The organism is Sphaerothrix gracilis Ecp01 (genome assembly GCF_030405905.1).
In the GTDB taxonomy this organism is placed as follows: Bacteria; Cyanobacteriota; Cyanobacteriia; order Phormidesmidales; family Phormidesmidaceae; genus Sphaerothrix; species Sphaerothrix gracilis.
This window is the reverse complement of sequence record NZ_JASATW010000014.1, coordinates 56,650-82,155: the sequence shown is the minus strand read 5'-3', so window position 1 is coordinate 82,155 and position 25,506 is coordinate 56,650. Positions and strand designations below refer to the sequence as shown.

Annotated in this window: 22 protein-coding genes and 1 tRNA gene; 5 read left to right on the top strand and 18 right to left on the bottom strand. The window is 53.2% G+C overall.

What is annotated here, in order from left to right; all coding sequences use genetic code 11:
- Positions 1 to 55: 55 nt before the first annotated feature.
- A complete protein-coding gene (locus tag QJQ48_RS16550; RefSeq protein ID WP_346292349.1) occupies positions 56 to 1,348 on the top strand; it encodes a GspE/PulE/PilB domain-containing protein in 1,293 nt (430 codons plus the stop codon).
- On the opposite strand, the gene aroF is transcribed toward QJQ48_RS16550, so the two are convergent.
- The 4 genes from aroF to QJQ48_RS16530 form a co-directional block, all read right to left on the bottom strand.
- On the bottom strand, positions 1,331 to 2,389 hold the full coding sequence (gene aroF / locus QJQ48_RS16545) for a 3-deoxy-7-phosphoheptulonate synthase (protein WP_346292348.1): 1,059 nt from the start codon (positions 2,387 to 2,389) through the stop codon (positions 1,331 to 1,333). The genes QJQ48_RS16550 and aroF overlap by 18 nt on opposite strands.
- A gap of 188 nt (positions 2,390 to 2,577) precedes the next feature.
- Positions 2,578 to 3,075, bottom strand: a complete 498-nt coding sequence (locus tag QJQ48_RS16540; RefSeq protein ID WP_346292347.1) for a PAM68 family protein — start codon at positions 3,073 to 3,075, stop codon at positions 2,578 to 2,580.
- Positions 3,076 to 3,112: 37 nt separating this feature from the next.
- Positions 3,113 to 3,382: a 30S ribosomal protein S15 gene (rpsO, locus tag QJQ48_RS16535; protein ID WP_346292346.1), complete on the bottom strand. Its 270-nt coding sequence runs from the start codon at positions 3,380 to 3,382 to the stop codon at positions 3,113 to 3,115.
- A 344-nt stretch (positions 3,383 to 3,726) separates the two neighbouring features.
- Positions 3,727 to 7,965, bottom strand: a complete 4,239-nt coding sequence (locus tag QJQ48_RS16530) for a G8 domain-containing protein (RefSeq protein WP_346292345.1) — start codon at positions 7,963 to 7,965, stop codon at positions 3,727 to 3,729.
- 768 nt (positions 7,966 to 8,733) lie between these two features.
- Between QJQ48_RS16530 and QJQ48_RS16525 the strand changes: the two genes are divergently transcribed.
- Entirely contained in the window at positions 8,734 to 9,555 is an 822-nt protein-coding gene (locus QJQ48_RS16525; RefSeq protein WP_346292344.1) for a RecB family exonuclease, read from the top strand.
- A gap of 47 nt (positions 9,556 to 9,602) precedes the next feature.
- On the opposite strand, the gene QJQ48_RS16520 is transcribed toward QJQ48_RS16525, so the two are convergent.
- The 4 genes from QJQ48_RS16520 to tadA form a co-directional block, all read right to left on the bottom strand.
- Positions 9,603 to 10,427 (bottom strand): SDR family oxidoreductase, encoded by an 825-nt coding sequence (locus tag QJQ48_RS16520; protein WP_346292343.1) that lies wholly within the window; start codon positions 10,425 to 10,427, stop codon positions 9,603 to 9,605.
- Between the two features lie 13 nt (positions 10,428 to 10,440).
- Positions 10,441 to 10,869: an NUDIX hydrolase gene (locus tag QJQ48_RS16515; protein WP_346292342.1), complete on the bottom strand. Its 429-nt coding sequence runs from the start codon at positions 10,867 to 10,869 to the stop codon at positions 10,441 to 10,443.
- A gap of 29 nt (positions 10,870 to 10,898) precedes the next feature.
- Positions 10,899 to 11,627, bottom strand: a complete 729-nt coding sequence (locus tag QJQ48_RS16510) for a lysophospholipid acyltransferase family protein (RefSeq protein WP_346292341.1) — start codon at positions 11,625 to 11,627, stop codon at positions 10,899 to 10,901.
- A 178-nt stretch (positions 11,628 to 11,805) separates the two neighbouring features.
- A complete protein-coding gene (gene tadA / locus QJQ48_RS16505) occupies positions 11,806 to 12,318 on the bottom strand; it encodes a tRNA adenosine(34) deaminase TadA (protein ID WP_346292340.1) in 513 nt (170 codons plus the stop codon).
- Positions 12,319 to 12,580: 262 nt separating this feature from the next.
- Between tadA and QJQ48_RS16500 the strand changes: the two genes are divergently transcribed.
- A complete protein-coding gene (locus QJQ48_RS16500; protein WP_346292339.1) occupies positions 12,581 to 13,081 on the top strand; it encodes a sterol desaturase in 501 nt (166 codons plus the stop codon).
- Between the two features lie 135 nt (positions 13,082 to 13,216).
- On the opposite strand, the gene QJQ48_RS16495 is transcribed toward QJQ48_RS16500, so the two are convergent.
- From QJQ48_RS16495 to QJQ48_RS16465, 7 genes are all read right to left on the bottom strand, one after another.
- Positions 13,217 to 13,288, bottom strand: a tRNA-Gln gene (locus QJQ48_RS16495).
- Between the two features lie 176 nt (positions 13,289 to 13,464).
- Entirely contained in the window at positions 13,465 to 14,280 is an 816-nt protein-coding gene (locus tag QJQ48_RS16490; protein ID WP_346292338.1) for a phosphodiester glycosidase family protein, read from the bottom strand.
- Positions 14,281 to 14,365: 85 nt separating this feature from the next.
- The gene (locus QJQ48_RS16485) at positions 14,366 to 15,355 is read right to left on the bottom strand and encodes a glycosyltransferase family 2 protein (RefSeq protein ID WP_346292337.1); all 990 of its coding nucleotides are present in this window, start codon (positions 15,353 to 15,355) and stop codon (positions 14,366 to 14,368) included.
- Between the two features lie 167 nt (positions 15,356 to 15,522).
- A complete protein-coding gene (locus QJQ48_RS16480; RefSeq protein WP_346292336.1) occupies positions 15,523 to 15,714 on the bottom strand; it encodes a copper chaperone in 192 nt (63 codons plus the stop codon).
- A 204-nt stretch (positions 15,715 to 15,918) separates the two neighbouring features.
- Positions 15,919 to 16,827, bottom strand: a complete 909-nt coding sequence (locus tag QJQ48_RS16475; RefSeq protein ID WP_346292335.1) for an Npun_R2821/Npun_R2822 family protein — start codon at positions 16,825 to 16,827, stop codon at positions 15,919 to 15,921.
- A gap of 138 nt (positions 16,828 to 16,965) precedes the next feature.
- Positions 16,966 to 17,601 (bottom strand): DedA family protein, encoded by a 636-nt coding sequence (locus tag QJQ48_RS16470; RefSeq protein ID WP_346292334.1) that lies wholly within the window; start codon positions 17,599 to 17,601, stop codon positions 16,966 to 16,968.
- 44 nt (positions 17,602 to 17,645) lie between these two features.
- Positions 17,646 to 17,768: a hypothetical protein gene (locus QJQ48_RS16465; RefSeq protein ID WP_346292333.1), complete on the bottom strand. Its 123-nt coding sequence runs from the start codon at positions 17,766 to 17,768 to the stop codon at positions 17,646 to 17,648.
- 105 nt (positions 17,769 to 17,873) lie between these two features.
- Between QJQ48_RS16465 and QJQ48_RS16460 the strand changes: the two genes are divergently transcribed.
- Positions 17,874 to 18,620, top strand: a complete 747-nt coding sequence (locus QJQ48_RS16460; protein ID WP_346292332.1) for a rhomboid family intramembrane serine protease — start codon at positions 17,874 to 17,876, stop codon at positions 18,618 to 18,620.
- Between the two features lie 17 nt (positions 18,621 to 18,637).
- Positions 18,638 to 18,955: a YdhR family protein gene (locus QJQ48_RS16455; RefSeq protein ID WP_346292331.1), complete on the top strand. Its 318-nt coding sequence runs from the start codon at positions 18,638 to 18,640 to the stop codon at positions 18,953 to 18,955.
- 12 nt (positions 18,956 to 18,967) lie between these two features.
- Here the strand turns inward: QJQ48_RS16455 and QJQ48_RS16450 are convergent, their stop codons facing one another.
- The 3 genes from QJQ48_RS16450 to QJQ48_RS16440 form a co-directional block, all read right to left on the bottom strand.
- Entirely contained in the window at positions 18,968 to 21,067 is a 2,100-nt protein-coding gene (locus tag QJQ48_RS16450; RefSeq protein WP_346292330.1) for an FAD-dependent oxidoreductase, read from the bottom strand.
- A 23-nt stretch (positions 21,068 to 21,090) separates the two neighbouring features.
- On the bottom strand, positions 21,091 to 23,397 hold the full coding sequence (locus QJQ48_RS16445; RefSeq protein WP_346292329.1) for a response regulator: 2,307 nt from the start codon (positions 23,395 to 23,397) through the stop codon (positions 21,091 to 21,093).
- Positions 23,398 to 23,605: 208 nt separating this feature from the next.
- Positions 23,606 to 25,435 (bottom strand): ShlB/FhaC/HecB family hemolysin secretion/activation protein, encoded by a 1,830-nt coding sequence (locus tag QJQ48_RS16440; RefSeq protein ID WP_346292328.1) that lies wholly within the window; start codon positions 25,433 to 25,435, stop codon positions 23,606 to 23,608.
- Between the last annotated feature and the right edge of the window lie 71 nt (positions 25,436 to 25,506).

Here is a 25,506-nt window from a genome sequence, read left to right as displayed (position 1 = left end):
AAGCAGGTGCATAGGCTCGACAATAATAGTAGGCTCAGTTGCTCCATCCGCTGCCATGCCAACCGCCCCTGAAAATCCCACTGACTTATCGCTTTCATCCTCCGCCAATGAGTCGTCTCCGGCTGCTCAGAGAGCCGACTTAAAGCAAATGTTTACTCTAGTCGATGGCATTTTGCCCTTTGAGGCTTGCCTATATTACCAAGTCTTGCCGCTTTCAATTGAAGGTAGTCGGCTCAACTTAGGTATGGTCAATCCGAATGACCGAGCAGCAGCCGACTATGTCAGGCGCTTAATTGCTTATATCAACTGCTCGATTGTTTCCTGGCCAATTTCATCAGAGTGGCATCGAGATACACTATCTAAGTATCTGAGTTATTCTGCCAAAGCCAAACAAAAGGCAGAGCAGGCTTCTCAAAGTCAAAAAGACGCCTCTGAGCAAGTACAACAGCGGGCCCCTAACCGTCAGGATGACTATCGCGAACAAAATCTTCAGCCCACCCTTGTTGTCGATACGCCAGAGCAGCTAGATGAAAGTAGCTCTGAAGCAGTTGCAGCTCAAACGTCAGCTCCACAACCGCAGCAAACGCCGTCTGCAAACCCGCAAAGCATCAGCTCAGCCACAGGAACCGCTCAGGCGGGTTCTCCTGCGGTCATGCAGGCATCGCGCTCTAAAGTGCGCCCTCCCCTCCATCTGCAGGTCGAGTCTAAGCATCAGGCCAGCTCAATTGAGTCGCTACGCCACTTGCCCCCCAAGGAGCTAATGCAGGCTTTGCTCAGCCAGGTTTTAGACGAAGGGATCGGGCGGCTTTATTTTGAAAGGACGCCGGAGTGCGGCAGAATTCTGTGGAGCAAAGACGGTGTTCCTCAGTCTATTCTGGAGAACTTAGAAATCGATAGATTTCAAGGAGTCATTAATGAGTTCAAGCTGCTGACTCATATTTCTCTCATCCCTTTGCAGAAAGCCAAGCAGGTAGAAATTGAGCGGCTTTATGAGAATACGCGCGTTTTGCTGCGATTTCGGGTTATGCCAGGCAATCAGGGTGAAGAAGCGACCCTACAGGTTTTGCGCGGCGCGGCGCTGAAATTCTATCAGCAACAGCAGATTGACAAGCTGGGCCGAGACGCGCTGGACATGGCCCAAGTTTTACAGCAGCGGATCTATGAGATTCGCGATCGCGCCCGCCAAGATCTCAGCCTTGCGGCTAACCAGGTGGAGGCGTTGCCTGCCATTGTAGAACTGCTGAAGCAGATGGAAGTACAGGTGCAGCATATTTTGCAGGTTCAAGTTAACGATCGCGGTGCCGCTTCCCAAAAGCCTGGTTCTGACGAATCAGCCAGCGATCGCTGACTGACGAGGCCACCGATTCAAGGTCTTGCCCAAAACGGCAAGCTGAGCCATGAGCTGATCAAACTGCGGCGGCGCTAAAGATTGAGGGCCATCGGATAGAGCCTTAGCCGGGTTGGGGTGTACTTCAATCATTAGGGCATCTGTCCCTGCCGCGATCGCAGCCATCGCCATCGCCGGTACATACTCAGCCTGTCCGGTGCCGTGACTGGGATCAATCATGATAGGGAGATGGGTCAGACTGCGCAGCACCGGAATAGCGGCCAGATCTAAAGTGTTGCGCGCATATTGGCGATCGAAAGTTCGGATACCACGCTCACAGAGAATTACATTGGGGTTGCCCGCCGCTAAAACATACTCAGCCGCCATCAGCCACTCGTCAATGGTCGCTGACATACCGCGCTTCAGCAGCACAGGCTTATCTTGCGCCCCTACTTTTTTCAGCAGCGCAAAGTTTTGCATATTGCGAGCGCCTACCTGCAGGACATCTGCCACTGCCGCCACTTTTTCCACATCAGCCGTATCCATCACTTCGGTGATGATGCCTAGCCCTGAAGCTTCCCGCGCTGCCGCTAGCAGTTCTAAGGCGCTCTCTCCGTGACCTTGAAAAGCGTAAGGAGATGTTCGAGGCTTATAGGCTCCGCCCCGCAGAAAATGAGCACCTGCTGCCTGTACCTGCTGGGCCGTAGCAATAATCATGGCCTCGTTTTCCACCGAGCAAGGTCCTGCTACGACGGCAATGGGGTGCTGCTCACCTAAATGAACGGGACCGTTTGGCGTTGTCACCGTAACCGTGCTGGCTTCACCGTGGCGATAATCGCGGCTAGCTCGCTTAAAAGGCTTTTCAACCCTCAAAACCTGCTCAATCCAGGGGCTTAGTTCTCGCAGCTGCAGTGGATCTAAGTCTGCGGTGTCACCCACCAGACCAATCACCACTTTATGCTTGCCCACAATTTTTTCAGGATTCAGTCCCTGACTCTGGAACTCCTGCGCTAGCTGATCAATTTCCGGGGTTGGCGTACCTGGTTTAAGAACTACAATCATGCCAGTGAATTCCGTTGAGAGTAAGCAACAAAAAGAGCGAATTAGGGTAGCAGAGCGTAGAGTAATTTAGCCTTGCTCGCTACCTGCAACCGTCCTCAAAATAGCACTTGTCCCCAGCCAACCCAAAACTTTGGTTAGCTGAGGACTTACAGCGGATATTAGGAAACAGCCAGCGGTATGAACCCCATCTAATTGACTTCTGAAGAGTCTGTCCGACCTGAGCGCCAGGCAGATCTCATGCGGCCAAAATTGGTGCCAAATTCATTCCACCCGAAGCGGGTGCCGACTCGTTCCTCATCCCAAGAAGCAGACAGAACGCCGTAGCTCAGTCCCAAAACGCCTAAACCAAAACATCCCAGAGTTGATAGCAGGACAATCACCTTGGGAAATTCCAAAATTTGCCGGGTTAGCAGCCAGTAGCTGCCAAAAAAGACGGCAACTCCCAGCGCCGTTGGTAGGCCAGAAAATAGGGCCATGCGGCGTAGCATCCGCTGACTCACCACTTCTGGAATTGCGTTATCCCGCGCTTTTCGCAGCTTGCGGCTAGAGGTGTTTTTGGAGCTAGAAACGCTGCTTTTCTCAGCCTTATCTGGCTGGGCGGCTGGCTGAGCGGGCGTTTTTTCGGTCTTTTTGCGATTGCTGCTCGGTTCAAACGGTAGGCGATCGCGTTTAGACTCTGAGGCCATGAGCTTTAAGGTGATATTACAAAACTGCTGAATTCGACTAGCCGCGAATACCCAGCTTGCCAATTAGCTCGCGGTAGTGATCGTTGTTTCGCTTCTGGATGTAGCCTAGCAGGCGCTTGCGGCGACCAATCATTTGCAGCAGGCCGCGACGAGATGAATAATCTTTCTTGTTTTGCTTCAGGTGAGCACTGAGCTTGTTAATGCGCTCGGTGAGCATAGCAACTTGCACATCTGCCGATCCGGTGTCAGTTTCATGCACCTGATAGTCAGAGATAATTTCTTGTTTGCGGGCTTGTACCAAAGACATAGATTTGACGTGTATTTCGACTTTGAACGCTTTTTGTCAGAGTCAACCATATTATCATAGCGGCTCTCAGACAGGATAGACCGCTACTGAGAGCAGTAGCGGCCCAGATAAATTAACACCAACGATGCTGTAGGCACTGCTAGGGGCAACCGTAATCAGTCCGCCTAATAGTGCCCTGTTAACTACGGGCCAGCGCTAAGCGCAGAGCCTCAATCATCCTCGCCCCTTATACCAGTTCTATGAACTAGCGCTACCTATCAGCATCCCACCGCCTGCGGCACCTCCCCTTGCCAAGGGGAGGTTGGGAGGGGTCTGATCTGTAGCCGTAAAACCAAGAGTCGGTATTACACCTCACTTGGCGTTGACGTTAGCAGAACTGACGCTGCATTCATGCCGGTGATTTCACCTGTGTTCAGGAGATCATCGTCTAGCACTTCTGGCTCTGAAGAAGCGCCTAAAGAGTATTGTCTCCATTCGTTCATGAAGCGAGAAATTTGCGTTTCTCGTCCTGTCGGAATGTCTGACTCATCAGTTGCGGCCAAGTCCTCTATTTGAGAAGAGTACAGATTTCCCCAATTCCGGGAGAAGAATCGAGAGCGGGGCAACAGTCCGGCTTGGCTGAATGAACTGCCCTCGAATAGGCTGCTCCCAATCAGCGTGTCAGTCTGTCTACCATTGGGCTGGTTAATAACAGCTTCAGTTCCTAGGAGGTCATCTACATCATCGCCGCTTGAAGAACCACTCTCCAGAACTGCCTCATTGCTACCTGCCGAAAAACTGTAGGCTGATAGCTCAGCTTCACTAGCTTCATCGGCTTCATCGGCTTCATCGGCTTCATTATCTTCTTCGTCATCGTCATTGACTGGCGGCGTCACTGGCAGAGACAGCGAAGGGCGAGAATCTTCATCCTCTACTTCAGCCTCTTCATCATCTACAGCAGGTGGAACGGGATCCGGATTGCTCCCGCCTACCGGAGCGGTGATCGGATCGGATTCGCCGCTGCCAGGCGGGGTAACTGGGTCTGAGCTTTCTCCTTCTTCGACTTCATCATCATCGGCTGGCGGCGCAGCGGGAGTTGAGGGAACTGGTGGGTTTGGCCCCTCGCTGCCTATCTCATCATCGACTGGAGGCGTAACTGGATCAGGTTCGCTCTCCCCCTCATTATCTACAGGAGGCGTCACCGGATCGGGATTACCGTTATCTATAGGCGGCGTCACTGGGTCAGGATTAGTCTCATTATCTACGGGCGGCGTTACCGGATCAGGGTCGCTGCCACCGTTATCTACAGGCGGTGTGACCGGATCGGGATTGCCGTTATCTACAGGCGGTGTCACTGGGTCAGGGTCGCTGCCCCCCTCATTATCTATAGGCGGCGTGATCGGATCGGGGTTGCTATTATCTACAGGCGGCGTCACTGGATCGGGACTGCCGTTATCTACAGGAGGCGTTACCGGATCAGGGTCGCTGCCACCGTTATCTACAGGCGGCGTCACCGGATCAGGCGGGATTACAGGACTATTACCGCCGTCGCTGACCCTCTGATTAGCCAACACAACTGGTTCTGGCAGTACTTCAACAAACTCGAAATTACTTGCTTGAAAAGCATTCAGATTGCTGAAGCCCTCTAGAATCATCCGTTTGCCATTGCCAAATCCCAGTTCAACGGCGTTCCGACCTTCAAACTGGATTGAACGGGCGATCGCCTTGACATCAGCGAGCGATTTCACGTCTGGCAGAGCGATCCGAATCACATCATGATTCAGCTCAAAGTTTTCAGCCGTGATAATAGCCGTTTCAGATCGCTGATCGAATTCGTAAATATCAGTAGCGCGATCGCTGCTGCCGCCTGAGAGGCGATCGCGGCCTGCTCCTGCTCGCAGCACATCAGCTCCGACACCGCCTAAAAGGAAGTCATCGCCGCCTTCCCCAGAGAGGAAATCATTGCCTGCATCCCCTCGAATTTCTTCACCATTGGCGTTCTCAGCGCCATAGATAATGTCATCTCCTCCCTGACCATCGACGACCTGCCTCATCGTGCCGATTTGGCTGAAGGCCATGCCGCGAAAGTCATAGATATTGGTATTGTCTGAACCGACAAAATCGCGCAGTCTCAAATCTGAAGCATCTAAATAGGAGACAAAGTATTCAATACTGCTTTCACGGGCATTGAAATTTTCAAATCCGACCCAATAGCTGATATTGATAATCTGGTCAAAGCCTTCCCCGCCCCGAAAAGTAGAAGACCAGTTGTTGTCGCCATCGACGTAGAACGTATCGTTGCCAGCGCCACCAATATAGACATTGACGCCTGATTCTTCTTCCGTACCAAAGACATCATCGCCCGGCCCCCCGATCAAAACATCATTGCCAGGGCCGCCTCCAAGAATATCGTTGCCCGGCCCCCCATAGATGACTTCAACGTTCGTCGCTGTGGCATCTTCTACATCGATGATGATTCTGTCGTTACCGGCTCCCCCTCTGATGACAGTCGCCGGGAATAGAGGATTATCCACCTCAGAGAACTGACCATTTTTTAGCAGACCGCCCGCTACCTCAAGGGTGTCACTAGGATTACCAGGAACATTCTGAGGAGAGGTTGGATCAATCGGTAATGACACTCCATTGGCAAATCCGGCAATCCGAAAATTTTCAAACGTATTTTGGCTAGATAGATAGTCGCTGGTAATACCGACCCCTTTGGCATGACCAATACCGCCACTCTCATAAGCCAGCGGGTTAGCCGGATCTCCTATCAGTAAGACATCTTTAAAGTCTAATTGAGTAGAGTTTTGCAGAGCCAGTCCCTGATTAGTGACGCCCCAAACCGTCAGGTCTTGGATCTGGCCTTGAACATCGTGGGAAATATTAGCGCCTGGTTGTCCGGTTAGTGTCAGATCAAAACTGCCCTGTCCGTTGTCATTCCGCTGAACAAACCAGCTCACCAAGCCAATATTGGCGTTGTAAACCTCTAAACCGCTGAGCTGCTTAGGCGGTAATATACCGACGGGCACCCGATCGTCTGGGGAATAGCCTGCATCTAGCAAAGCCTGCATAATCGGCGGCTCAGTTAGAGTGCCATCAGCCTGGCGGACCGCTAAGTTACGAATGGCGATCGTGTGAGCATCTTTATTAGATAGCAGCCAGTTTTCTGAAAACAGGTTGACCCCGTTGACGGAGCTGACGGCGATATTGTCCTGCATCTGCACCTGCAAGCCGCCTTGCAGCCAGTAGGCTTCGCCGGCAAAGCCAAAATCAAATTCACTCACGCGATCTTTGGCTAAGTTACCGCGATAATCGACAAAATTTGGGGCAGAGAGGGGAACGCCCTTGGCGTTGATGCCATCGGCTGAGATATTGACGCCATCGCCCATCGTCTTAATCACGATGTTGTTGCGCCAGAGGCCAATTTCGTCTCCGGCCTCCGCGGCGATACCCGAACCCACCGTTTCAAAGACGGTACTGTTCTCAATGTTGAGATGAGACTGGTGATGGGCAATGCCCCACCCCGGCGATCCCTTCACGGCAACGCCGACGGCCTCCGCTGGCGTACTGGTGATGTCTTCTGCGCCAGTGCGGTGAAAGTGTAGGCTATACCGTCCGCGGACGTTGTCGCTGCTGTTGGCGAGCTGCAGTTTATCGCTGCGTCCCAAATCATTAAAGGCCGCATAATGTACCTTCACGTCTGGGTTATGCATAAACATGACGTGCCCTCGCTGGTGCACGTCTCCACCGTTTGTGGCCATAGTTTGCTCCCCCAGTTCGCCAGCAATCTCAATGTTGCGTGAGCGATTGGCGACGTAGAGGTTTAACTCATTCTGATTGAAGTTACTGCCGGTAGGTCTGGCATGGTCAAAACGCAGGGCATTGCTACCTGTATCGTCATTCGTGAAAAAGATACGATTACCTTCAATGCGGGTAATCGTCAGTTCCTCATCTTGGAAGCGCGTGTTGTTGGCATCGGAGCCGTTGGCGTTGTAATTGGTACCCCCCAGCACCAGCTTGTCTCCCACCTGCCAGCCTTGGGGCGTTTCTTGCAGCAGCAGGGAAGTGTCTCCGGCCTGCGCATCTGCAGCCAGCGTCAGGAAAGTAGCTTTCTCAGCACCAAAAATCTCGACCTTGCCGTGGGTAATAATACCTTTGGTAAACTGCCCTGCATCCCAACTGCGCTGATCTGCAGGAGTACCATCGCCGCGAATAATAATTTCAGTCTTGCGATCGGCCTGAATGGGATTGCCGTCTGTACCAATGCTGAAGGTGCTGGAGTGAGCAGTTGCGAGGGTATCGACCACCATGCGAGTATCAACATCGGTGGCAAAGTTTAGCCCGCCTTTGACATAGACCGAAAAGAGCCTGGTATCGGCAACGCCGTCATAAGTAACATCAACGCCTGCAGGAATTAAAACTTGAGCGTCATTGCCGGGAATGACACCATTTTTCCAGGTCGTCGGATCAAACCAAGACCCGCTTTGAACGGCCTCATGAGTGACATCGAGCGAATCCATTGTGGACATGAACTGGGCATGTTCGTTGCCCTTGAGCGTGGCAGTTTGGCTATCAGGCGCAGAATGACTGGTGTGATTCATGTTCATGCTTTTACAAAAGCTCCTTTAGAAAAACTGGGCCTGGTAGTTGCACCCGCACGCAAAGCTGGATTGAGCGATCGCTCAACCAATAAAATTCAGCTAAATTTCAAAAAGTTTGGCAGACAAAACCTAGCTGGCTTTGGGAAAAACCAACTTAGGACAATGTGCGAAAGATTCAGTCGCTAATTCTGAATCAAAAAAAAACTATATAGAGAGAACATACGCTCTTTAAAGTGCTTCCAGGAATTAAGTCACTAATTCAGGCGTCAACTTAGGGAGACTGCTAGGACTCAGATATGGCCAACCATCCCGACAGTCATCGATAGAGATATGACAGCTAACTGCGCAATTCACCCCAATAAATCCTGAAGCACCTCGAAATAGTCAGCTTGAACGACTACTGTTTTGTCGCTGTAAAAAACTGTAAGTCTTGGTCAAGGAGTGAAGAAAAAACATACGTCAGTGAACTTAGTGAATGTGCAAGATTGGGAGAATGCACTGCGCGTAACAGATTTGAACAAGCGGACAAACTATTGTGCCTTTTACAATAACTTCAAAGCCATCTATAAAGACTTGACAGTTTTGGGAAAGGTTCCGCTATGTCGTAGTTGGGTAGAAGCACTGACCTAAACTGTATTTACCCATATGAAAACGGAATTGGGCATCCGGTAAATTACGGTTTTTGGTCAAAGACTTGAATTTGAACTTGTCTAATCTTTGTAATTGTCGGTTAGCAGAGTCAGGCTATACAATCAGGCCGAGGCCCCTATGCTGTCTGTGCCTATGGCTTATTTTCTTTCTGCAACGAAGCTGCAATCTTATCATCGCTGCCCCCAGGCGTATTACTTCAAATATGAGCGTGGATTGCAGGCAGGCACTGCTTTTGGCACAGCAACGCTGGGGATTGCTTTGCATCAGACCCTAGCTCAGTTCTACCAGGACTGGCACTACCAGGAACCGCTACCAGAGCTGACCTGGCTGGCCTCCTGCTGGACGCGATCGCGCGATCGCCTTACGCCCGCCCAGCAAAGCGAGGGCTGGCTGATGCTGCAGGACTATTATGCTGCTTTTGTGCAGCCCGCCGTTAGCCTACGGCGTCCTTTGGCCGTGGAGGGCAAAATCCAGGGCACGTTGGAGGCAGAGGGTTTAGAGTTTAGACTTTCTGGGCGCTACGATCGCCTTGATCTTTTACCAGACGGCGGCCTAGAGCTGATTGACTACAAGTCCAGCAAGTCGTTTCAGCCGCCAGCGGCTTCTCAGGAAATCGAAATTCAGCTAGGGCTGTATTATCTGGCCTTAGAGCAACGTTACCAGCGCGCTCTACAAAAGCTCAGCCTAATTAATCTGAGAACCAGCGAAAAGTTTAGTTTCGCAGTGACGCCGGATCACAAAAAGCAGGTGCAGCGGCTGATTTGCCACTTAGCGCTCCAGCTTAGGGCTGACTATACCTGGGAACCTCAGCCCGGTAATCAGTGCGATCGCTGCAGCTATCGCCCCTACTGCCCGGCCATTCACTCCTGTCCCCAGTCCTTACCAGACGACGCCAGAAATCCTCCCCAGCTTCAGCTCACCCTAGGATTAAAGGGCTAGTCACTTTGGCAATAGACCTACAGCCGCTTGGCGATTGATCTGTACGCTTAGGCAGACAGGCGCTCAAATTTCTCTTGCCAGTCAATTTGGGCTGGGCGATCGCCCTGACTGATGATCTCAAAAATTTGGTTGCGAGCGGCTGCAAACTGCAGGCTGGCGACACAGGCAGCAGCCACGTCGATACGGCTAGTTTGGCCGTTTAGCCGATCTCCGGTTCCTAGGACAACGTCTAGCTCACCTTGAGTTTTGGCCTGTAGCAGCGTATTGAGGTCATAAGAAGTGTATGGCCCATCAATCAGCCGCGCGGGTCGAATAATTGTGTAGGGTAAACCGGAAGCTAAGATTGCCTGCTCACCCTGCTGCTTAGCCTCTAAAACACCGAAGGCATTGAGCAGGCTAAACGGTAGCTGATCTTTGCGCTCGATACCGCAGGAGGACACAAACACAAAACGGCTGATTGACTGAGGCGCGGCGGCAACTAAGTTGCTGACACCAATAGCATCTACCTGATACGGACTGTTTTGAGCCTGCTGGCGGCGGTAGTCGGCATCAAACAGAACTTTCGCCCACCCGATTGCTTGGGCAAAGCCGCTTTCGCTCTGCTCAAACTCAAACTGCCAGCGACTAGAAGGAAAAGCCGTTGTTCCTGTACAGCAGAGGATAGCGCTGACTCCCTGGGTCGCAGCCGGAAGCGTTGCGGGCTGCTGTATATCTCCCTCAGCGATGGCAACGCGATCGCCAAAAAGCTTTTGCGCTTTAGCAGCGCTGCGGGTCAACACTCGAACTGAATAATCCTGGGCCAGTAGCTGAGCTACCGCTAGCTGCCCGACGCCGCCGGTGGCACCCGCCACCAAGACCAAACCCTCTACCATGATTGAGCACCCCTCATTGTAAAAGCGTCCAAAGCTGCTCTGGCACCAGACGAGGATTATCGCCCCGCAGCTGATCAAGCGATCGCCAGCGAGCCTCAAACTGCCGCTTACCCTCTTGCACCTGTAGAACTGGCTTTTGATACCAGGCTGCATCGACAAACCGAGCATCATACACAAAGACAATTTCGTGCAGGCGATCGCCTCTGTATTCAAAAATTGATTCTAAGATACCGAGCAGCCGAATATCGCTAATTTCAGCCCCCAGTTCTTCCTGAATTTCACGGGCGATCGCGGCTTGACTGGTTTCGCCAAAGTCAATCCCGCCGCCCAATGGTCGGCAGAAGGCTTCCACTTTCTGGCTGTCATAGCCTTCGTGAACTAAGATGCGATCGCCCTGGCGAAACAAGCAAATCGCGATCGGTCTAATTTTTGACTTTGCCATCGCTGCCCCGGCCCCAAATTCTGGCTGTGCTACCGCATACCCGCGATCGCCAGAGGTCGGTTGACTTTGCCCTCTGACAGGCTTTGCAGTGACTCACTCAGCTTATCGGTTAAGCGCCGGGCCTGAACTTTGGGCGTACCTTCTACATAGGCATCAACGGCCACGGGCTTACCAATCCGAATTTCCACGTCGCTACCCCAGCGGGGATAGGGATGTTCGTAGTGCAGGCTAACAGGGACAATTTGCACGCCTAGCCCTTCAGCCAAGGACTCAGACTGGAGCGCAATCCGGGCCAGTCCGGGCTTGAGATTGTGTACCTGTTCATCCCGGAAGATACCGCCTTCTGGAAAAATTACCATCATCTCGCCGCTACGCAGCAGGTCTACGCCGTGTCTGATCGTCGTGATCGAAGGCCGAAAGACATTGATTGGAAATCCCCCTAGTCGACGGATAAACCAGCCCTGCAGTCCTTTGACCTCATCAGCCGTGACCATGAAGCGCAAATCTCGTCCGGTGACACTGCGACCTGTAGCGTAAGCAATGAGCAGCGCATCCCACCGGGCCCGGTGGGTTGGGGCCAAAATGACGGGGCCGGTTTCCGGTAGATTTTCCTGTCCGGTCACTTTAATCTGGCCAAAGTAAAACGGCATTAGGATACGGTTGCCCAGGAAATAAGCTAGGGGAGTTAGCCAGGGAGAAAGTTGAGATGTGCTGGGGTGTTGAGTAGCTAGCTGCTCCTGTTTGGAATCGTCCACCATAGTTATTTCAAAAATTAGTATCGTCAGTTTTTGGACAGTGAAGCGGGCTGAGTGCGCTTCAGTCTTACCGTAAAACGGTTGGCTCAAAAATATTGCATTTATCAGGACAGTTTAGGGGGTGTCATGCGACTCGACAAAAAAATGAATGACGTCTGAGGATTTATAAAAGTGCCTACTGTTAAAAGGTAGGCGGTTGCTGGCGATGCTGCTTGAACCACTGCTGCATCTGCTGACGGCAGCTAACCCCTAGAATGCCCGCTATAACGGGTAGACGGTGGTTAGAACAGGCACTATCCGGCAAATTGAGCGCGGATTGCACAGCGCCTGCTTTTAGGTCGTCTGCGCCGTAGACTAAAAGCCCTAGCCTAGCCTGAATCAGCGCGCCCGCACACATGGCACAGGGTTCCAAAGTGACATACAGAGTGCACTGGTTGAGATACCAGCTTTTGAGCACTTGTCCAGCCGCCCTCAAAGCCAAAATTTCGGCGTGAGCAGTCGGGTCGTGATCTCGCTGGCGGCGATTAGCCGCTTCCGCGATCGCCTGATTATCAGGCCCCACTATCACTGCCCCCACCGGCACCTCGTCGGCGGCCCCAGCGGCCTCTGCCAGCTCCAGCGCGCGTATCATCCACCGTCGATGTTGCAGATAAACAGCGTTCTCGCTTGGGGGCGGGGGCAGCTCAAATGGCATTGCTCAGGAACTACAAGCGCTGACTCTCCTTAAGATACAGCCTCTTCGAGTCGCGCATGAGGGTCATTTGGCGGATATTGACCTATTTCCAAGAGCAGACATTTTTTCTTCAGCCAAAAAGTTTAGAAGCTATTAGCGGCAGCTCTGCGATCGCCATCGGCTTTGAGGGCTTAAAGGAAAAGTAACAAAATCTAAAGCAAAAATTAAATAAAGCTTAACGCTGGGCTGCTAGCTTGCACTCAACTGTGAGGAATTCAGCCCTATGGAAATTGCCCTGAGCGCTTTATTACTGCTGCTGCTAGGAGATTTTGTCGCCACCTTTCTATACCACGTTCCAGAACACGTCTTTGGTCGATACCATGCAATTGTTCACCACAGTCCCCATCGCAGCTTTGTCCGCTATGCCTGGCTCAATCGGCAGCCAGTGGCACTGCTTTTCGGCTTTTTGGCTTTTCTTTCTTACGTCGTGTGGATACCCTTGCTGTGGTCAATTTCAGCTGAGGGTGTTTTGCTAGGACTGGTTCTAGCTGAACTTCACGTTATTTGGCGGCATCAGTTTTCCAGCCGCTATCAGACGCCGCCGCTGGTGAAAAAGCTGTGCCGACTACTCTGTATCACCACCCCTGAGCGGCACTGGTTGCATCATCAAAACGCCAATCTAGCCTATGGCGACGTCTTTACTTTTTACGCCGTTCCAGCTCAATACTGGCTCAAACTGCTACGCCAGCTTAAAAAAGGCTGGCGCTATCGGCTCTCAGCCTAATCGCTATTGTCACTAATCACAATGTCTAATCAAACGGGCTTTCTGAGACAGCCATTTTAGCCATCTCAGAAAGCTGCTTAGCTCTCCCAAAATTCAGATGCCGAGCAGCCAGATGTGGAAACTAGATAGGCTTAACTGGGGTGCTAGGATTCGAACCTAGGAATGGCGGAACCAAAATCCGCTGCCTTACCACTTGGCCACACCCCAATAAATCAGGCTTTTGTATAATAGCAGGCTGGCGCATTTGATTGTCAAGAGGCATCAAACTTTTTTGCTGGCCTGCTATTTCAGGGGGGCAATGCTAGGCCCAAAGCCGTAATGCTTAACCACAACGTCTGTTTTATATGCGCTGCTTGGCAAGACCGACTGAGCTCAACTCCCAGCTACTCAGATTTAAGCCTGACCAGCAGCGCTGAGCGAACAGGCCGCTCAACAAAGTCGCCTGCCGCATTTACCCGCCCCAGATACAAATCCCCCTGATAGTAGAGAGAGGATGAACTACCACCGTCCAAATTCAGCGCTTTAACCGCGCCCAGCGATCGCATAAACGCTGCCATTTCCCCTAATGAAAAGCCAGAGTCTGTAGGAGCCTGCGGCTGTTGGGCAGCCATTGCTAAAATTACCTCACCTGCCGCCGTCAGGCCGATAGCGGTTCTGGCATTGCGTCGCTGCCCGCCCAGGGCGTCTCGAATCAGTTGGCCCTCGCTGTTGTAAGTAGTAAAGCCTTCTGCTGCAGACGTGTCTGCTGGCAGTAGCTGCGGCCCTGCGCCTACAGCCTCGGTTAAACTGCAGGCTGGGGGAATGGGAGCCTTATGAGCCACAATGTCGTATTGAGTTTCCGAGCCACACTGATAGCGCCGAAATTCTGAGCGGTTCAAAATTTGCTCTAGGTAAGGCTGCAGATCGGGATTGCCGATTAAGCGCTGATTCTGGTTTGGATCGGCGACCAGTTCCCCTTGGGTGATGACATAAGAAGTGGTTTGCCCATTCTGCGGATCAAAAAAGCCAGCATTGAGCACTGCGATCGCGCCAGTTTGTATTCCTATTTCGCGGACTGAGGCGAGTCCATCGGCCAGCTCTACCGCAACCTCGTAGCTGTCTGTTGGCACTGTCAATACGTGCAGCGTGGCGTCAGGCAGCGTATGTGTTTGATAGGTAATAGCTGGGGCTGGCTGTGAAATAGGGGAAATCGCTGACATTGCCTCAACGGTTGGCTGTGAGAAGTTGCGGCACGCAACGATCAAGCTGGCCACAGCCAGCCACAATCCCAACCAGACAGCATATTTAACCCGTGGCATTGCGCACTCGCTCGCTGTAATCTGGGGGGCGTATCTGACGGAAGCCTTGGAAAATAAGCTGGCGTAAGCCCAGGGGCGCATAGGAAAGCATCAGCCCTGCTCTGGCGCGGGTAGAAAGCCCCTCAGCCTGCTGTAGTTCTCGCAAGAGTTGACGGCCCCGATGGGTTTCTCCTTGCTCAATCAGTCGTAAGGCTAAAACCTGTTTGAGGTCTTGTATCTTGCTGTGGCGCGATCGCTCCAAATCTGCTTGCTTGAACCGATAGCTCTCTAAGCAGTGCAGCTTAGCAGATAAAAAGTGGATATCTTGCTTCAGGCTAGTTTGGCCACCGTGAAAACGATACTCCATCAGCCGCTCTGGAATGAAGTAGCCTGTTTTACCCGCGATCGCTAGACGCACTAGCAAATCAAAGTCCTCACAGCCATCGGCCTCAAAGCGCATGAAGTCAACTTGCTCTAAGCAATCTTTGCGAAACAGGGTCGAGCCGACTTGCAGGCTTTGATGATGAAAAGTTTCTGTCACCAAATCTGAGATGATGCCGGTCTTTAGGCGATCTTTGCCCCACTTGGCTGAATTGGCTGCCGTGGCGTCTGAATCTCGCTGGCTGAGGGCATTGATGACCCAATGATCAGTGCAGACGAAATCTACGACTGCATGGCGATCGAGGACGGCGACGGTTTTCTCTAAAAAGGTTGGGGTAAGGGCATCGTCATCGTCAAACTTGATGAAATAGTCCCCGGTGGCGGCCTCAAACCCAGAGCGCATATTGCGACTGCGCTGAATGTTTTGCGGATGACGAATGTAGCGAATCCGAGGGTCTTGCCACTGCTGGACGATAGCCGCTGTGTTATCCGGTGAGGCGTCGTCACAGATCAGCAGCTCAAAATCAGGGTATGTCTGGTTTAAGACGCTGTTGACCGCATAGGGCAGAAGCTTAGCCCGGTTATAGGTCGGAATGCAAACGCTAACTTTTGGCACGGACAGCACGCAAAGACTCTAAAGCTCAGCTTACCCATCTGGTAGCCATAACTTCAAATAAGAGCCTCTGAATTGAAAACCAGAGAACCTATTTTTAAGTTCTCTGGCTGATTTAACCTATTACCTGCAAGAGAGCAGAATCGGCCTGACGGCAATTAGGAATTAATCTAAGCAACCTCGTGCCCAGCCGAGACAATCAGTTGACGCAGAGACTCATCTGATGCTTCGGTTTCTACCATGACTACTTTTTGATCCAAGTCTAAATCAACTGAGGCTTTGGGTTCAGCCGTTAAGATAATTTCCTTAACCTTGTCGGCGGAGTCAGCAGAGAGACTAGGAACTTTGAACTGATGTTTCATAAAGACCAATAACCAGATTAAATTTTAGCCATGCTCAGGTTAAGGATAATCAGAAGCTTTAATCGTCTACCGCAGGATGGGTTTTCACGGAGACAGGCAATTTGCCGTCAGCAGCGCCATGTCTTAAAGCTTTGCCAACGGGGCGTTGCGGCTATGCCCGACAGCAATCTACAGTACCCTTGTTTAGGTTTGCCTATTTAGGCTTTACCTCTTCAGAGTCTGCTTGAGCTGGGTCATCCAAGTACGCCAGCGCGGCGGCGTATCTGCCGCCGCTGGCCGCTCGCCGGGATTATGCAGATAGCGGTAGTACTCCCAAAGATCGCGGTATGGCCCGCCGGTGTGCATAGGAGTTCCGGCCCAGTGCAGATAACGTAAGGGGGTTTCCCCATCGTAGAGTTTATGGTCTTTGCGCTGAAAATGAGAGGATCCGGCCCAGCTTCCCGGTTCATGCTCAACGGCCTGGGTCAAATTCAACCGCGACGGAATCGCCTGCAGCACGAGGTAGTTCATTAGCGGCTGATCGGTGGTGCCGCTGGAAAAATCGAAGTATTCTCGGTGCTGAGCGCATTCCCGTAGCAGACCATACATCTGCTCTAGCGTAATCGTGTCTTTTTTAGATCCCCAGAAGCCGCTGTTGAAGACGTCTTGTAGCGCTGCTGCCGAGAAAATTTGCTGCTCTAGTACCTGTTCTGAGAAGACATCGGCCAGTCCTCGCCCGGTGGAGTGATAGTCACAGCAAATGAAGTCAGCCTGAGCTAAAAAGTCAAGCGTTTCGGTGATGGGACGGAACAGCAGAATATCGGTGTCAACGTACAGAAAATTTTGCAGCGGGCCAAACCAAGCCGCCAGCTTGCGCATTTTGTTGGGCAGGGCTAAGAAATCTCTGGGAAAAATCTCACCGATGGTTTGGGTAAAGTCTTCAAGGAAAGGTAAGTCAGGAAAGAGCGTGACCTGATGCAGCTCAGACAGAATAGCAGCGGTTCGCTGATAGTCCTGATTGAAGGGAATTAAAACGACCGGAATATCTGGATCCTGCAGGCGGAGACTGTTCAGCAGGGCGATCGCATTATCGGCAACTTTATCATTGGCGACAATATAGATACCGCTTTCCATAACAGACTCTCGTAGTAGGTTTACAGGCGATCGCACCTTTCTTAGCTAAGATTGCCCAGAAAAAGTCGGCCTGGTATCTGCGATCGCCAGCAACCTTTCTCTTTCTGTCAAAGGCTCAGGCTCAACCCAGCTGTCATCTTACTTCTCTGAGTTGAGTACTTCAGCGGCCTGCCGCCGTCCTAACCACCAGGTTACGCCCAGCCAAATCAGGATAGCTACCAGCGTCAGCACCGCGAACTGGCCCGTCCAGTTTACTAGCACCGAGAGCGGAATAATCTGACCGATAAAGTAGGCTAAGCTGACCATGACCGTTGCCCAGGCCGCCGCCCCGACCAGATTGCAAACGAAAAACTGAGAATAGGGCATCTTGGCAATGCCAGCCAAAGGCCCAGCAAAAATTCGCAGCAGGGCCACGAAACGCCCAAAAATAACGGCCTTAGGGGCGTTGCGACTAAATTTGTCACGGACGGCCATTAGCTTTTCTTCTTCAATCCGAAAAATTTTACCCAGCCGCGTCAGCAGCGGCCAGCCGCCATAAAAGCCAATCCAATAGCCAAAATTATCGCCTAGAACAGCTCCGGCGGTGGCGCAGCCCAGAACATACCAGTAGCTCAGCTCTTTCTCCCCGGCTAAGAAGCCGCCCACCAGGGTCACTGTTTCCCCCGGAATTGGAATCCCCGTATTTTCTAAAAGAATGCCTAAGAAAACTGCCCAGTAGCCATACTCATGAGCAATGGCCTGCAAGGCTTCCAGCGAAATAATTTCAGGCGTCATGCCAAGAGGTTTACAAATTGCAATCTTTTTTATCTTGGCGCAGTTTAAAAGCGACTGTCAATGACGGTTAGCCCCATTTCTATGACGGGCAGATATTGCAGACTCATCAAAAAGATAATTCCAGACGGGCCTGTTTCCAGATTGATAGCGGTCAAAATAGTAGCCAAACCACGTCAATAGACAGATGAATCTCAACCGGGGCAGTGGGACTATACCGAGTGGCAGGTGGTTCGCTATTCTGCTGCTACGTGTTGCGTCGAGGCTGTAAGGCTGTGGTACCTCTTAAAGACGATAATCCAATTACAATTACGCCTTATGTGACTTATGGGCTAATTGCTTTAAACGTCCTCATTTTTTTGTATGAGCTGTCACTTTCCCAGGCCGGACTATTCAACTTTTTCCACGAGTGGGCAATCGTGCCCCAAGAACTCTCAGTCAGTTTTGAGACGGGACTAGCAGCGCCCAGCCTCAGCGAGTGGAAAACGCTGTTTACCAGCCAGTTTTTACACGCCGGATTTTTGCACGTGGGCGGCAATATGCTCTACCTGTGGATTTTCGGCAACAATTTAGAAGAGCAGCTAGGCCGAATTAGGTTTTTGCTGTTTTACCTATTCTGTGGTGCTCTAGCCGGACTGGCCCAGTGGTATTTCAGCGCCGATTCGACGATTCCTTCGCTGGGAGCCAGCGGCGCGATCGCGGGTGTGATGGGGGCTTACATCTTCCGCTATCCCAAAGTGCGAATTCTCACCTTTGTTCCCCTTGGCTTTTTCTTTACCACCTTCCGCATTCCGGCCATTGTCTATCTTGGCTTCTGGTTCCTGCAGCAGGCATTTTATGGTGTTGCCAGCTTAGAAGCTCCTGCCAACGTCGGTATGGAAAGCGGCGGTGTCGCTTATTGGGCTCATGCTGGCGGCTTTGTCTTCGGCGCAGTTTTAGGGCCGCTGTTTGGCCTCTTTGATCAGCCGATTGAAGAAGATCAGTTTGAGACAGTCGATAGTGAGTCTTCCCTAGACAGCTAACTGGAGCTAGGAAGTCAGTGGCTTATCAGCTAGTGCAGGTGCTTTTTCACTACGCAGCAGCCCCTACGCCAGCGATGCAGCAGGCAGCCAGCGATCGCGCGCAGCGCATTGCCTCAGACGTACCGGGGTTGATTTGGAAGATCTGGACTTATGACCCAGATACATCAGAAGCGGGGGGCGTCTATCTGTTTGCAGATGAGGCTAGCGCTCAAGCTTATCTGACAGGGCCAATTTTTGCTAGCCTCCAAGCGATGCCCGCCGTGGCCAATATGCAGGTCAAGCGACTAGAAGTAGACCGCGATCGCAGCTTGATCACGCGAGCACCGCTGCCTTAGGCGAGCCGTGAGCTAGTTCGCTTCCAGGCGCTGCCGCAAGACAGCATAGAGCACCCGCGACAGTTCTCGCCGCTGAAGTACCTGTTTGTCTTGGGGGGTTTGAGCAAAGGCCAGTTCATAGGCGTCAGGAGCCGCTTTTTTGAGCAAGAAGGAAAGCTGCTCTCGCGTCATAGCGGTATCGGGGGCGAAGCGACCATAGCCCATGCCCGCGACAAGTCTGTGAGAGGAAAGGGTTTCGATGGTTTCGTAGGCCCAGTGAGCACCGGGGCGTACGTCAAAGAAAGAAGGAATAGCGGGCAGTCGCTTTTCCAACGCCAGCAAGTTGACTAGAGCGGTGCACACAACGGCGCGGGTGACAGTGGCATAGGGGCGAAAGTGCAGATCCTGGTGGCTTTCGCTGCGGACAATACCCGCGGCCGCCATTACCTGAATTGCTTCAAAATCTGGATCGTCGTGGGCCACATCATCGAACCAGAAAATGGGCATCCCGTTGCGGGTCAGGAAGCCCTGCAGCTTGCGAATATGGTGCGTCTCCGTGACGATTTGGCGCAGAGAATGACCTGTCCAAATCGCATAAGTAGCTAAAAAGCCGCTAGCTTCGCCAATGGCCCACTCCATCGGATGCATCCGATAAGCGGCGTTGGTGATGTGGCTGGTGCCAAGACTTTTAGAGGACAGGATTAAGCCTTCCGTTGCGATCGGGATCAGCGCGGAGAGGGGCAGCGTAAACGGCAGCGCAATCACGTCCTTACCCTGCGGGCTGACGTGACCAGGTTCATCGTTGCCGTGTAGATCTAAATAGTGGTACTGGCCAATGCCAGCGGTATCGTCAAAGCAGCGGGCGCGGGCCTGATTGGGGAAGAAGGCTAGAGCCACGTCTTCATGACGAATCGTGGTGAGGGCGATGCCGCGCCGGGCCTCGCGAATATAGGGTTCTAGGGCCAGGCCATCGCTCGTCCAGGTTAGATCGCCGCGCAGCTTCAGGTTGGGCAGGCCGTGGGTTTGCAGATAGTAGAGATAGGCCAGGGTGCGATCGCGCGATCGCTGTAGATGAAGCTGTCTAACTTCGGGTGGAACCCCGACCAGCCGCCCCGGTCGATAGTCATTGCCGCAGCAAAAAGCGCGGTCAGGTTCTTTGGAAGTGCCCCAGTTAATGACGCTGACATCACCTGGCAGCACCTCTTTTTCGTGGAGACTGCGGCGAGCCAGACGACGATAGCGGAAAATGCCAAAGTCGCTAAAGAAGTCCCATTTTTGCCAGCCTGCGTGCTTGTCTTGCGTCCAGAAGCGTTCAGTAAACTCATGCGCTCCTAACCAGGGGGCTTGACCATAGCCAGACGGCGGCTTGATGGCACTGTGGCGCTCTAAGGAGGTATATTCCACCACCGCGTCCCAGGTAATTGACTGCTGACACTGGGGCCGCGCCACCTCTGGCAAAATGGCCTCTCCGGTTTCGTGCCGGGCTTCCTGGCCTACCCGCGATTCAATATTGCCAATTTCTAGCAAATCGCCTAAGTCGGTCGCCTCAATGACGATCTTGGCCTTGACGGTAAAAGTCAGATTCCGCTTGCGATCGCGAAAGACGACCCCGGTGACGCGGCGTGGCTGTCCTGATGGTGACTGGGTGAGCACCTGAACCGGGTCAGCTTCTACAATTAGCTTCAGCTTCTGGCTGTCGAGATAGGGGGCGATCGCCTCATTCATCGCCGTCGCCGCCACGACCGGCGTGACGCTCAGCGGACTGACCCAGCTTCCCCCCGGATTACTCACCTGGCGGTTTTGGACAGGCTGCAGCGATCGCAGTCGTTCACGAAACTGCCGCTGCGCTTTAGAAATAGCAAATTGCTCTCCCGCTAGCTGCAGCGGCCCAGCTGCTTGCCGCAGCAGGTCACCGTCATCGGAGGCGGGTAAAGCCTGGGTGGTGAACTGCCCGCCTACAATTCGCTGGGGCTGCACTAGGCACAGGTCTAAGTTATTTTTCAGTATGGTTAGGCTGGCGGAGTAGGCTGCCAGGGAACCGCCCACAACTAAAATCGAGCAGTTGAGAGTTTGCCCCTGGGCGGGTTGGGTAAACGCGGCCTCGGCGAACACGCCATTAGACTGAGAGGGCATAGAAGAACGCTTGGCAAATAAATCTAAGTTTGCCGATTTCGTCCCGCAATGACCAGTCTTTCCGGTAAAAATTCAAACTGGCTAGCAAGGGTCTGATGCGCAACTTGATAAATACTTTGCACAGAGCGATCGCGCTGACTCACCTCGACTGCGCTCCACTGGTAGTCCACCTGAAATCGACTGCCATCGGGAGCGCTGACAACTTGTTTACGCAAAGCCGTCAGCAGCGGCGTCAGCGGCACCTGCGCCACTATGACGTTGGCCAGGCCGACAATAAACTCACCATTGCCCCAATATCCTAGCTTGGCACTGCTAGGCAGATGGGACTTGAACGCTGTGCCCCAGCGCTTTAGGATCTGACGGCCACAGAAGTGACCGTATTTGAGATTGATGTCGGCTAGCCCGGTGAGCTGAAACAGGACAAACACAAAAGGGGCGCGATCGCTCTGTTGGATAAGCTGTTCTAGCTGCTGCTGCGAGTGGGACTGATTTGCCAATCCGGTCTTAAAGTCCTGATGGGCCAAAGTTTGTAACAGGCGGCTGCGCTCTAGCCGATTGGTGAGACGAGTCAAAAGTTCTGGCCCCAAAATCGGTTTAGTCACATAGTCGTCAGCGCCGATGGCAAAGACCTGCTGGATGGTTTCGCTATCCTGATGGGCAGTGAGAAACACGATGGGCAGATCTTGCCAGTCCGGATCGATGCGGACAGCCTGGCACAGCTCAATGCCGCTAAATTCCGGCATTTCCACATCCAAAATCAGCATATCCGGGCGTACTGCCTGGAGGGTTTGCCAAAACTGGCTCGGATCGCTCAGCGTTACCACTCGTAGTCCCCAGGGCTCCAGCATGGGCTGCAGCGAACTCAGCAAAACTGGGTCGTCGTCTACCGCTAGCACCGTAGCTGTCTGTGCCCGGCTGTGGCTGAGACACTGGTTGACCCGTTCCCAAAGCTGAGTGGCTGTGACCGGAGGAACGAGAAGCTCCTGAATGCCAGCGGCGGCTAGCTGAATCCGAGCGTTCAGGTCATCTGTCTGAGCTAGTACGATCGTGGGGATGGCGGGCGATCGCGCGGCTAAGTCCGCCAGCAGGGACAAGTCTGTTTCTGACTGCTCAGTATCAGCCATATCAAGCACCACCAATTCTGGCGATCGCGATCGCAGTAGGTGCTGAGCGGTTTGCGTCTCAGCCACCTGCTGCCAGCCCAGACTTGCGGTCTCAGCCAGCGACTGTAGCTGGTTACAAAGCTGCGAGTCACGGCTGATGAGCCATAGTTTTGGCTGGCTCTGGCTACTGGAAGGGACAGAGGGAGTAAGGTTCAGTATGGTTTCTAACTGCTGCACTAGCGGCAATATGGCGGTGATCTCAGAAGCTGTCTCACTCGCCCATAGACGCTCTAGCGTTCTAGCAATCTGAGTGCCCGCCTGCCGCTCAAACATTCCCAGCACGCCCGCTAGCTTATGGGCTGCCGTCGCTGCTGCGGCCCTTAGCTCCTCAGTGAGCTGGTTATTTTGCAGAGCTGCCGTCGCTGCCGCGATCGCCTCTAAACGAGCTTGCATCCGATCAGCGTGTTGCTGCCATAGGGCCGCCATTGCCTGATTAAAGTTTTGTTCGACAGTAACCGGAGTAACTGCCTCAGCGGTAGACTGAGGCGGAATCGCGCTTTGAGGCGTCAGCTTATAACCCAGGCCGTAGACGTTTTCAATCCAGTCAGCGGCTCCTGCCTGCTTCAGCTTTCGCCGCAGTCCTTTGACATGAGCCTTGACACTATCTTCCAGGGGCGGGTCGTCAAACGTCCAGAGATGTTCCACAATCTGACCCCGACTAAACACCCGCTGGGGATTGCGCATGAATAGCTCTAGCAGGCTGTATTCCTTCGGGGTTAGCTTCAGCAGCGTCTGCTGATAAGACACTTCACAGCGAATAGGATTTAACCGCAGATCGGCTATTTCCAAAATGGATGAAGGCGTAACGCTACCGCGCCGCAGCAGCGCTCTCACCCTAGCCTGCAGCTCCCCTAGGTCAAAAGGCTTGATCAGATAATCGTCTGCCCCGGCATCTAAACCGCGAATTCGCTCCTCGGTTTCATCTTTGCCAGTCATCAACAGGATGGGGGTGGTATTCCCTTCATGACGAAGTGCCTGACAGACGGCGATACCGTCTAGCCGGGGCAGACCTACATCTAGCAGAATGAGGTCATAGGTGCCGCTCAGGCCGTATTCCAGGCCAAACTGCCCGTCGTCAGTGCAATCAACGGCATGGCGCTGCTCCGTGAGAGTCTGCATCAGCAAATCACTGAGAATCTCGTCGTCTTCGATCAGCAGTATTCGCATAGCGTCCCTCTCGCTCAATCTGACCTCAGGTTAATCAGGGAATCGAGAAAATACCGAGAAGCTCTACAAGAATTCCAATTTTTGCCCCACTCACCTAAAATGGGCGATCGCAGTTTCAAGGGGTGCGCTGCGCTGCGCTTTTCCTCTATGCCCTTTGGGCTATACGGCGCCCTCCGGCCCGCCCGCTATCCCTTGCTTCTACTTGGCATTAAAGCCGGTAGTTGACGTTGAAATAGACTCGCAAGCGCGATGTTGGATCGCCCGGATCGTCTAGCTCAATCAGCGGTACGCCAAAGTCTAGGCGCGTATCCCACTGAGACGTGAGATTGACAATAAAGCCGACCCCGGTTCCTAACAGAAAATTGTCGTCCGTGGTTTCTGTCTCGTCGAAGCGATTCCACACCGCGCCCATATCGACAAACGGGGCCACTTGAATCCGAGGATTGCCGCCTTCGTCGCGCTGCAGCGTAATCCGATCTTCCACCGAAAAGCGAAAGCCGCCGTCCCCAGCCCGCACGTTTTGGCTGTAGCCGCGAATAGACTGGCCGCCCCCCACGATAAACTGCTCCGACCCCAGCAGACTATCACTGGCCAACTGCAAATCACCCTGAATAATCAACAGGTGATCAGCGCCAAGGCGCTGCACCCGCTGAATTTGGCCTAACCAGCTAAAAAACTGGCTGTCGGGTTCTGGGGAGTCTGCCGTTGTGGCGTCAAAGGCATCAATGCCAAAGCTAAACTGCGATCGCAGTGCCCAAGCCCCCGACAGATCCCGTCGCAGATAGTCCTGTCCAAACTGGATGACACTCACCCGGCTGTCCTGCTGAATAAAGTCAGCAATCAGGGTTTCCCCATCCCGGTGACGAAAGCCCAAAGACAGGGCTAGCTCCTCGCGTGGTGTACGAATCAGCGGCTGGCGGAAACTGGCCTCATAGACATCGGCAGAGCCGCGCACGTTGAGGGCAAAGCCAATCGAGTCTTCGTCAATAATTTTAAAATTGCTGGGGGCAAAGCGAAGCTGCAAAGTGCCATTCATGGCGTTCAGCGGTACTCGATAGCCCAGTTCGTAGATCTCAGAGCCGGTTTCGCTAGAAAGATAGGCCGAAGTAAACAGTTCGTCCCCTAAGCCCGCCGGATTGCGATAGCGGATATTGGCGCTTACCCGCTCCTGGCCGACGCTGATGGGGGAGTAGTTGTCGGCAGAGAGGGTTACCGCCAGGGCCTCCGCTTCATCTACCCGCACAATCAAAATGCTCTCGCCGGGACCTTCTCCGGCTCGCAGGCTCGCTTCAATATTGTCAAACAAGGGATCGGCCCGCAGCAGCCGTAGCTGATCTTCCAGTTCAGCCTGATTGAGGGGCTGTAGCCCTGCTAAAGCAATGCGATCGCGCACATAGCGCCGCAGTCGCTCGGTTCCCTCTACCTGAATGTCAGCCAGTCGGCCTTCAATCACCGTAATCTGGACTGTGCCATCGGTGACGGTCTGGCTGGGCAGAATGGCGCGGGAGGTAATGTAGCCTTCTTGTAGGTAAAGGGCCGTAATCGCGTCGGCGGCCTGCTGCAGCTCCGCCAGCGTCAGGGAACGATTTTCAAACGGGGCGATCGCCGCTGTTAAAGTCTCTTGGTCAAACACGGTGCTGCCCGTTACCTGAATATCCGTTACCTCGACGCGGGTTTCATCGGGGCTGGCCGGAGCCGCTTCTACGGGCGGTGCTGGGGGACTAAGGGAATCGTCTTCTGGCGGCAGCGGTGCTGGATCGGGAGCCTGGGGAAAGCGATCGCGCTCAGGTTCGAGCTGGGCCAATTGGGGAGAGCGTTCTGCCACGGGCGCAGTGGTTAGCAACGGGGTTGAGGCAGCTTCCGGTACCAGAGTGGGCGTCACGGTGGGCTGTAGGGCTGCGATCGCGGCTGGATCAACCGCCGCTGTCTCAGAGGGACTGGCGAGCAGCACCGGGGATATAGCTACTGCCCGTGATGGCAAATAGCCCATGACGAGGCTCAGCAAAGTTGTCGTCCAAGCAGCACTCTGGTATTTCATGCCCCTGTTCCCCATACATCGATTAGCAGTATCCGTTTAGACACCGTACCGTACGGCATAGCATCACCCAA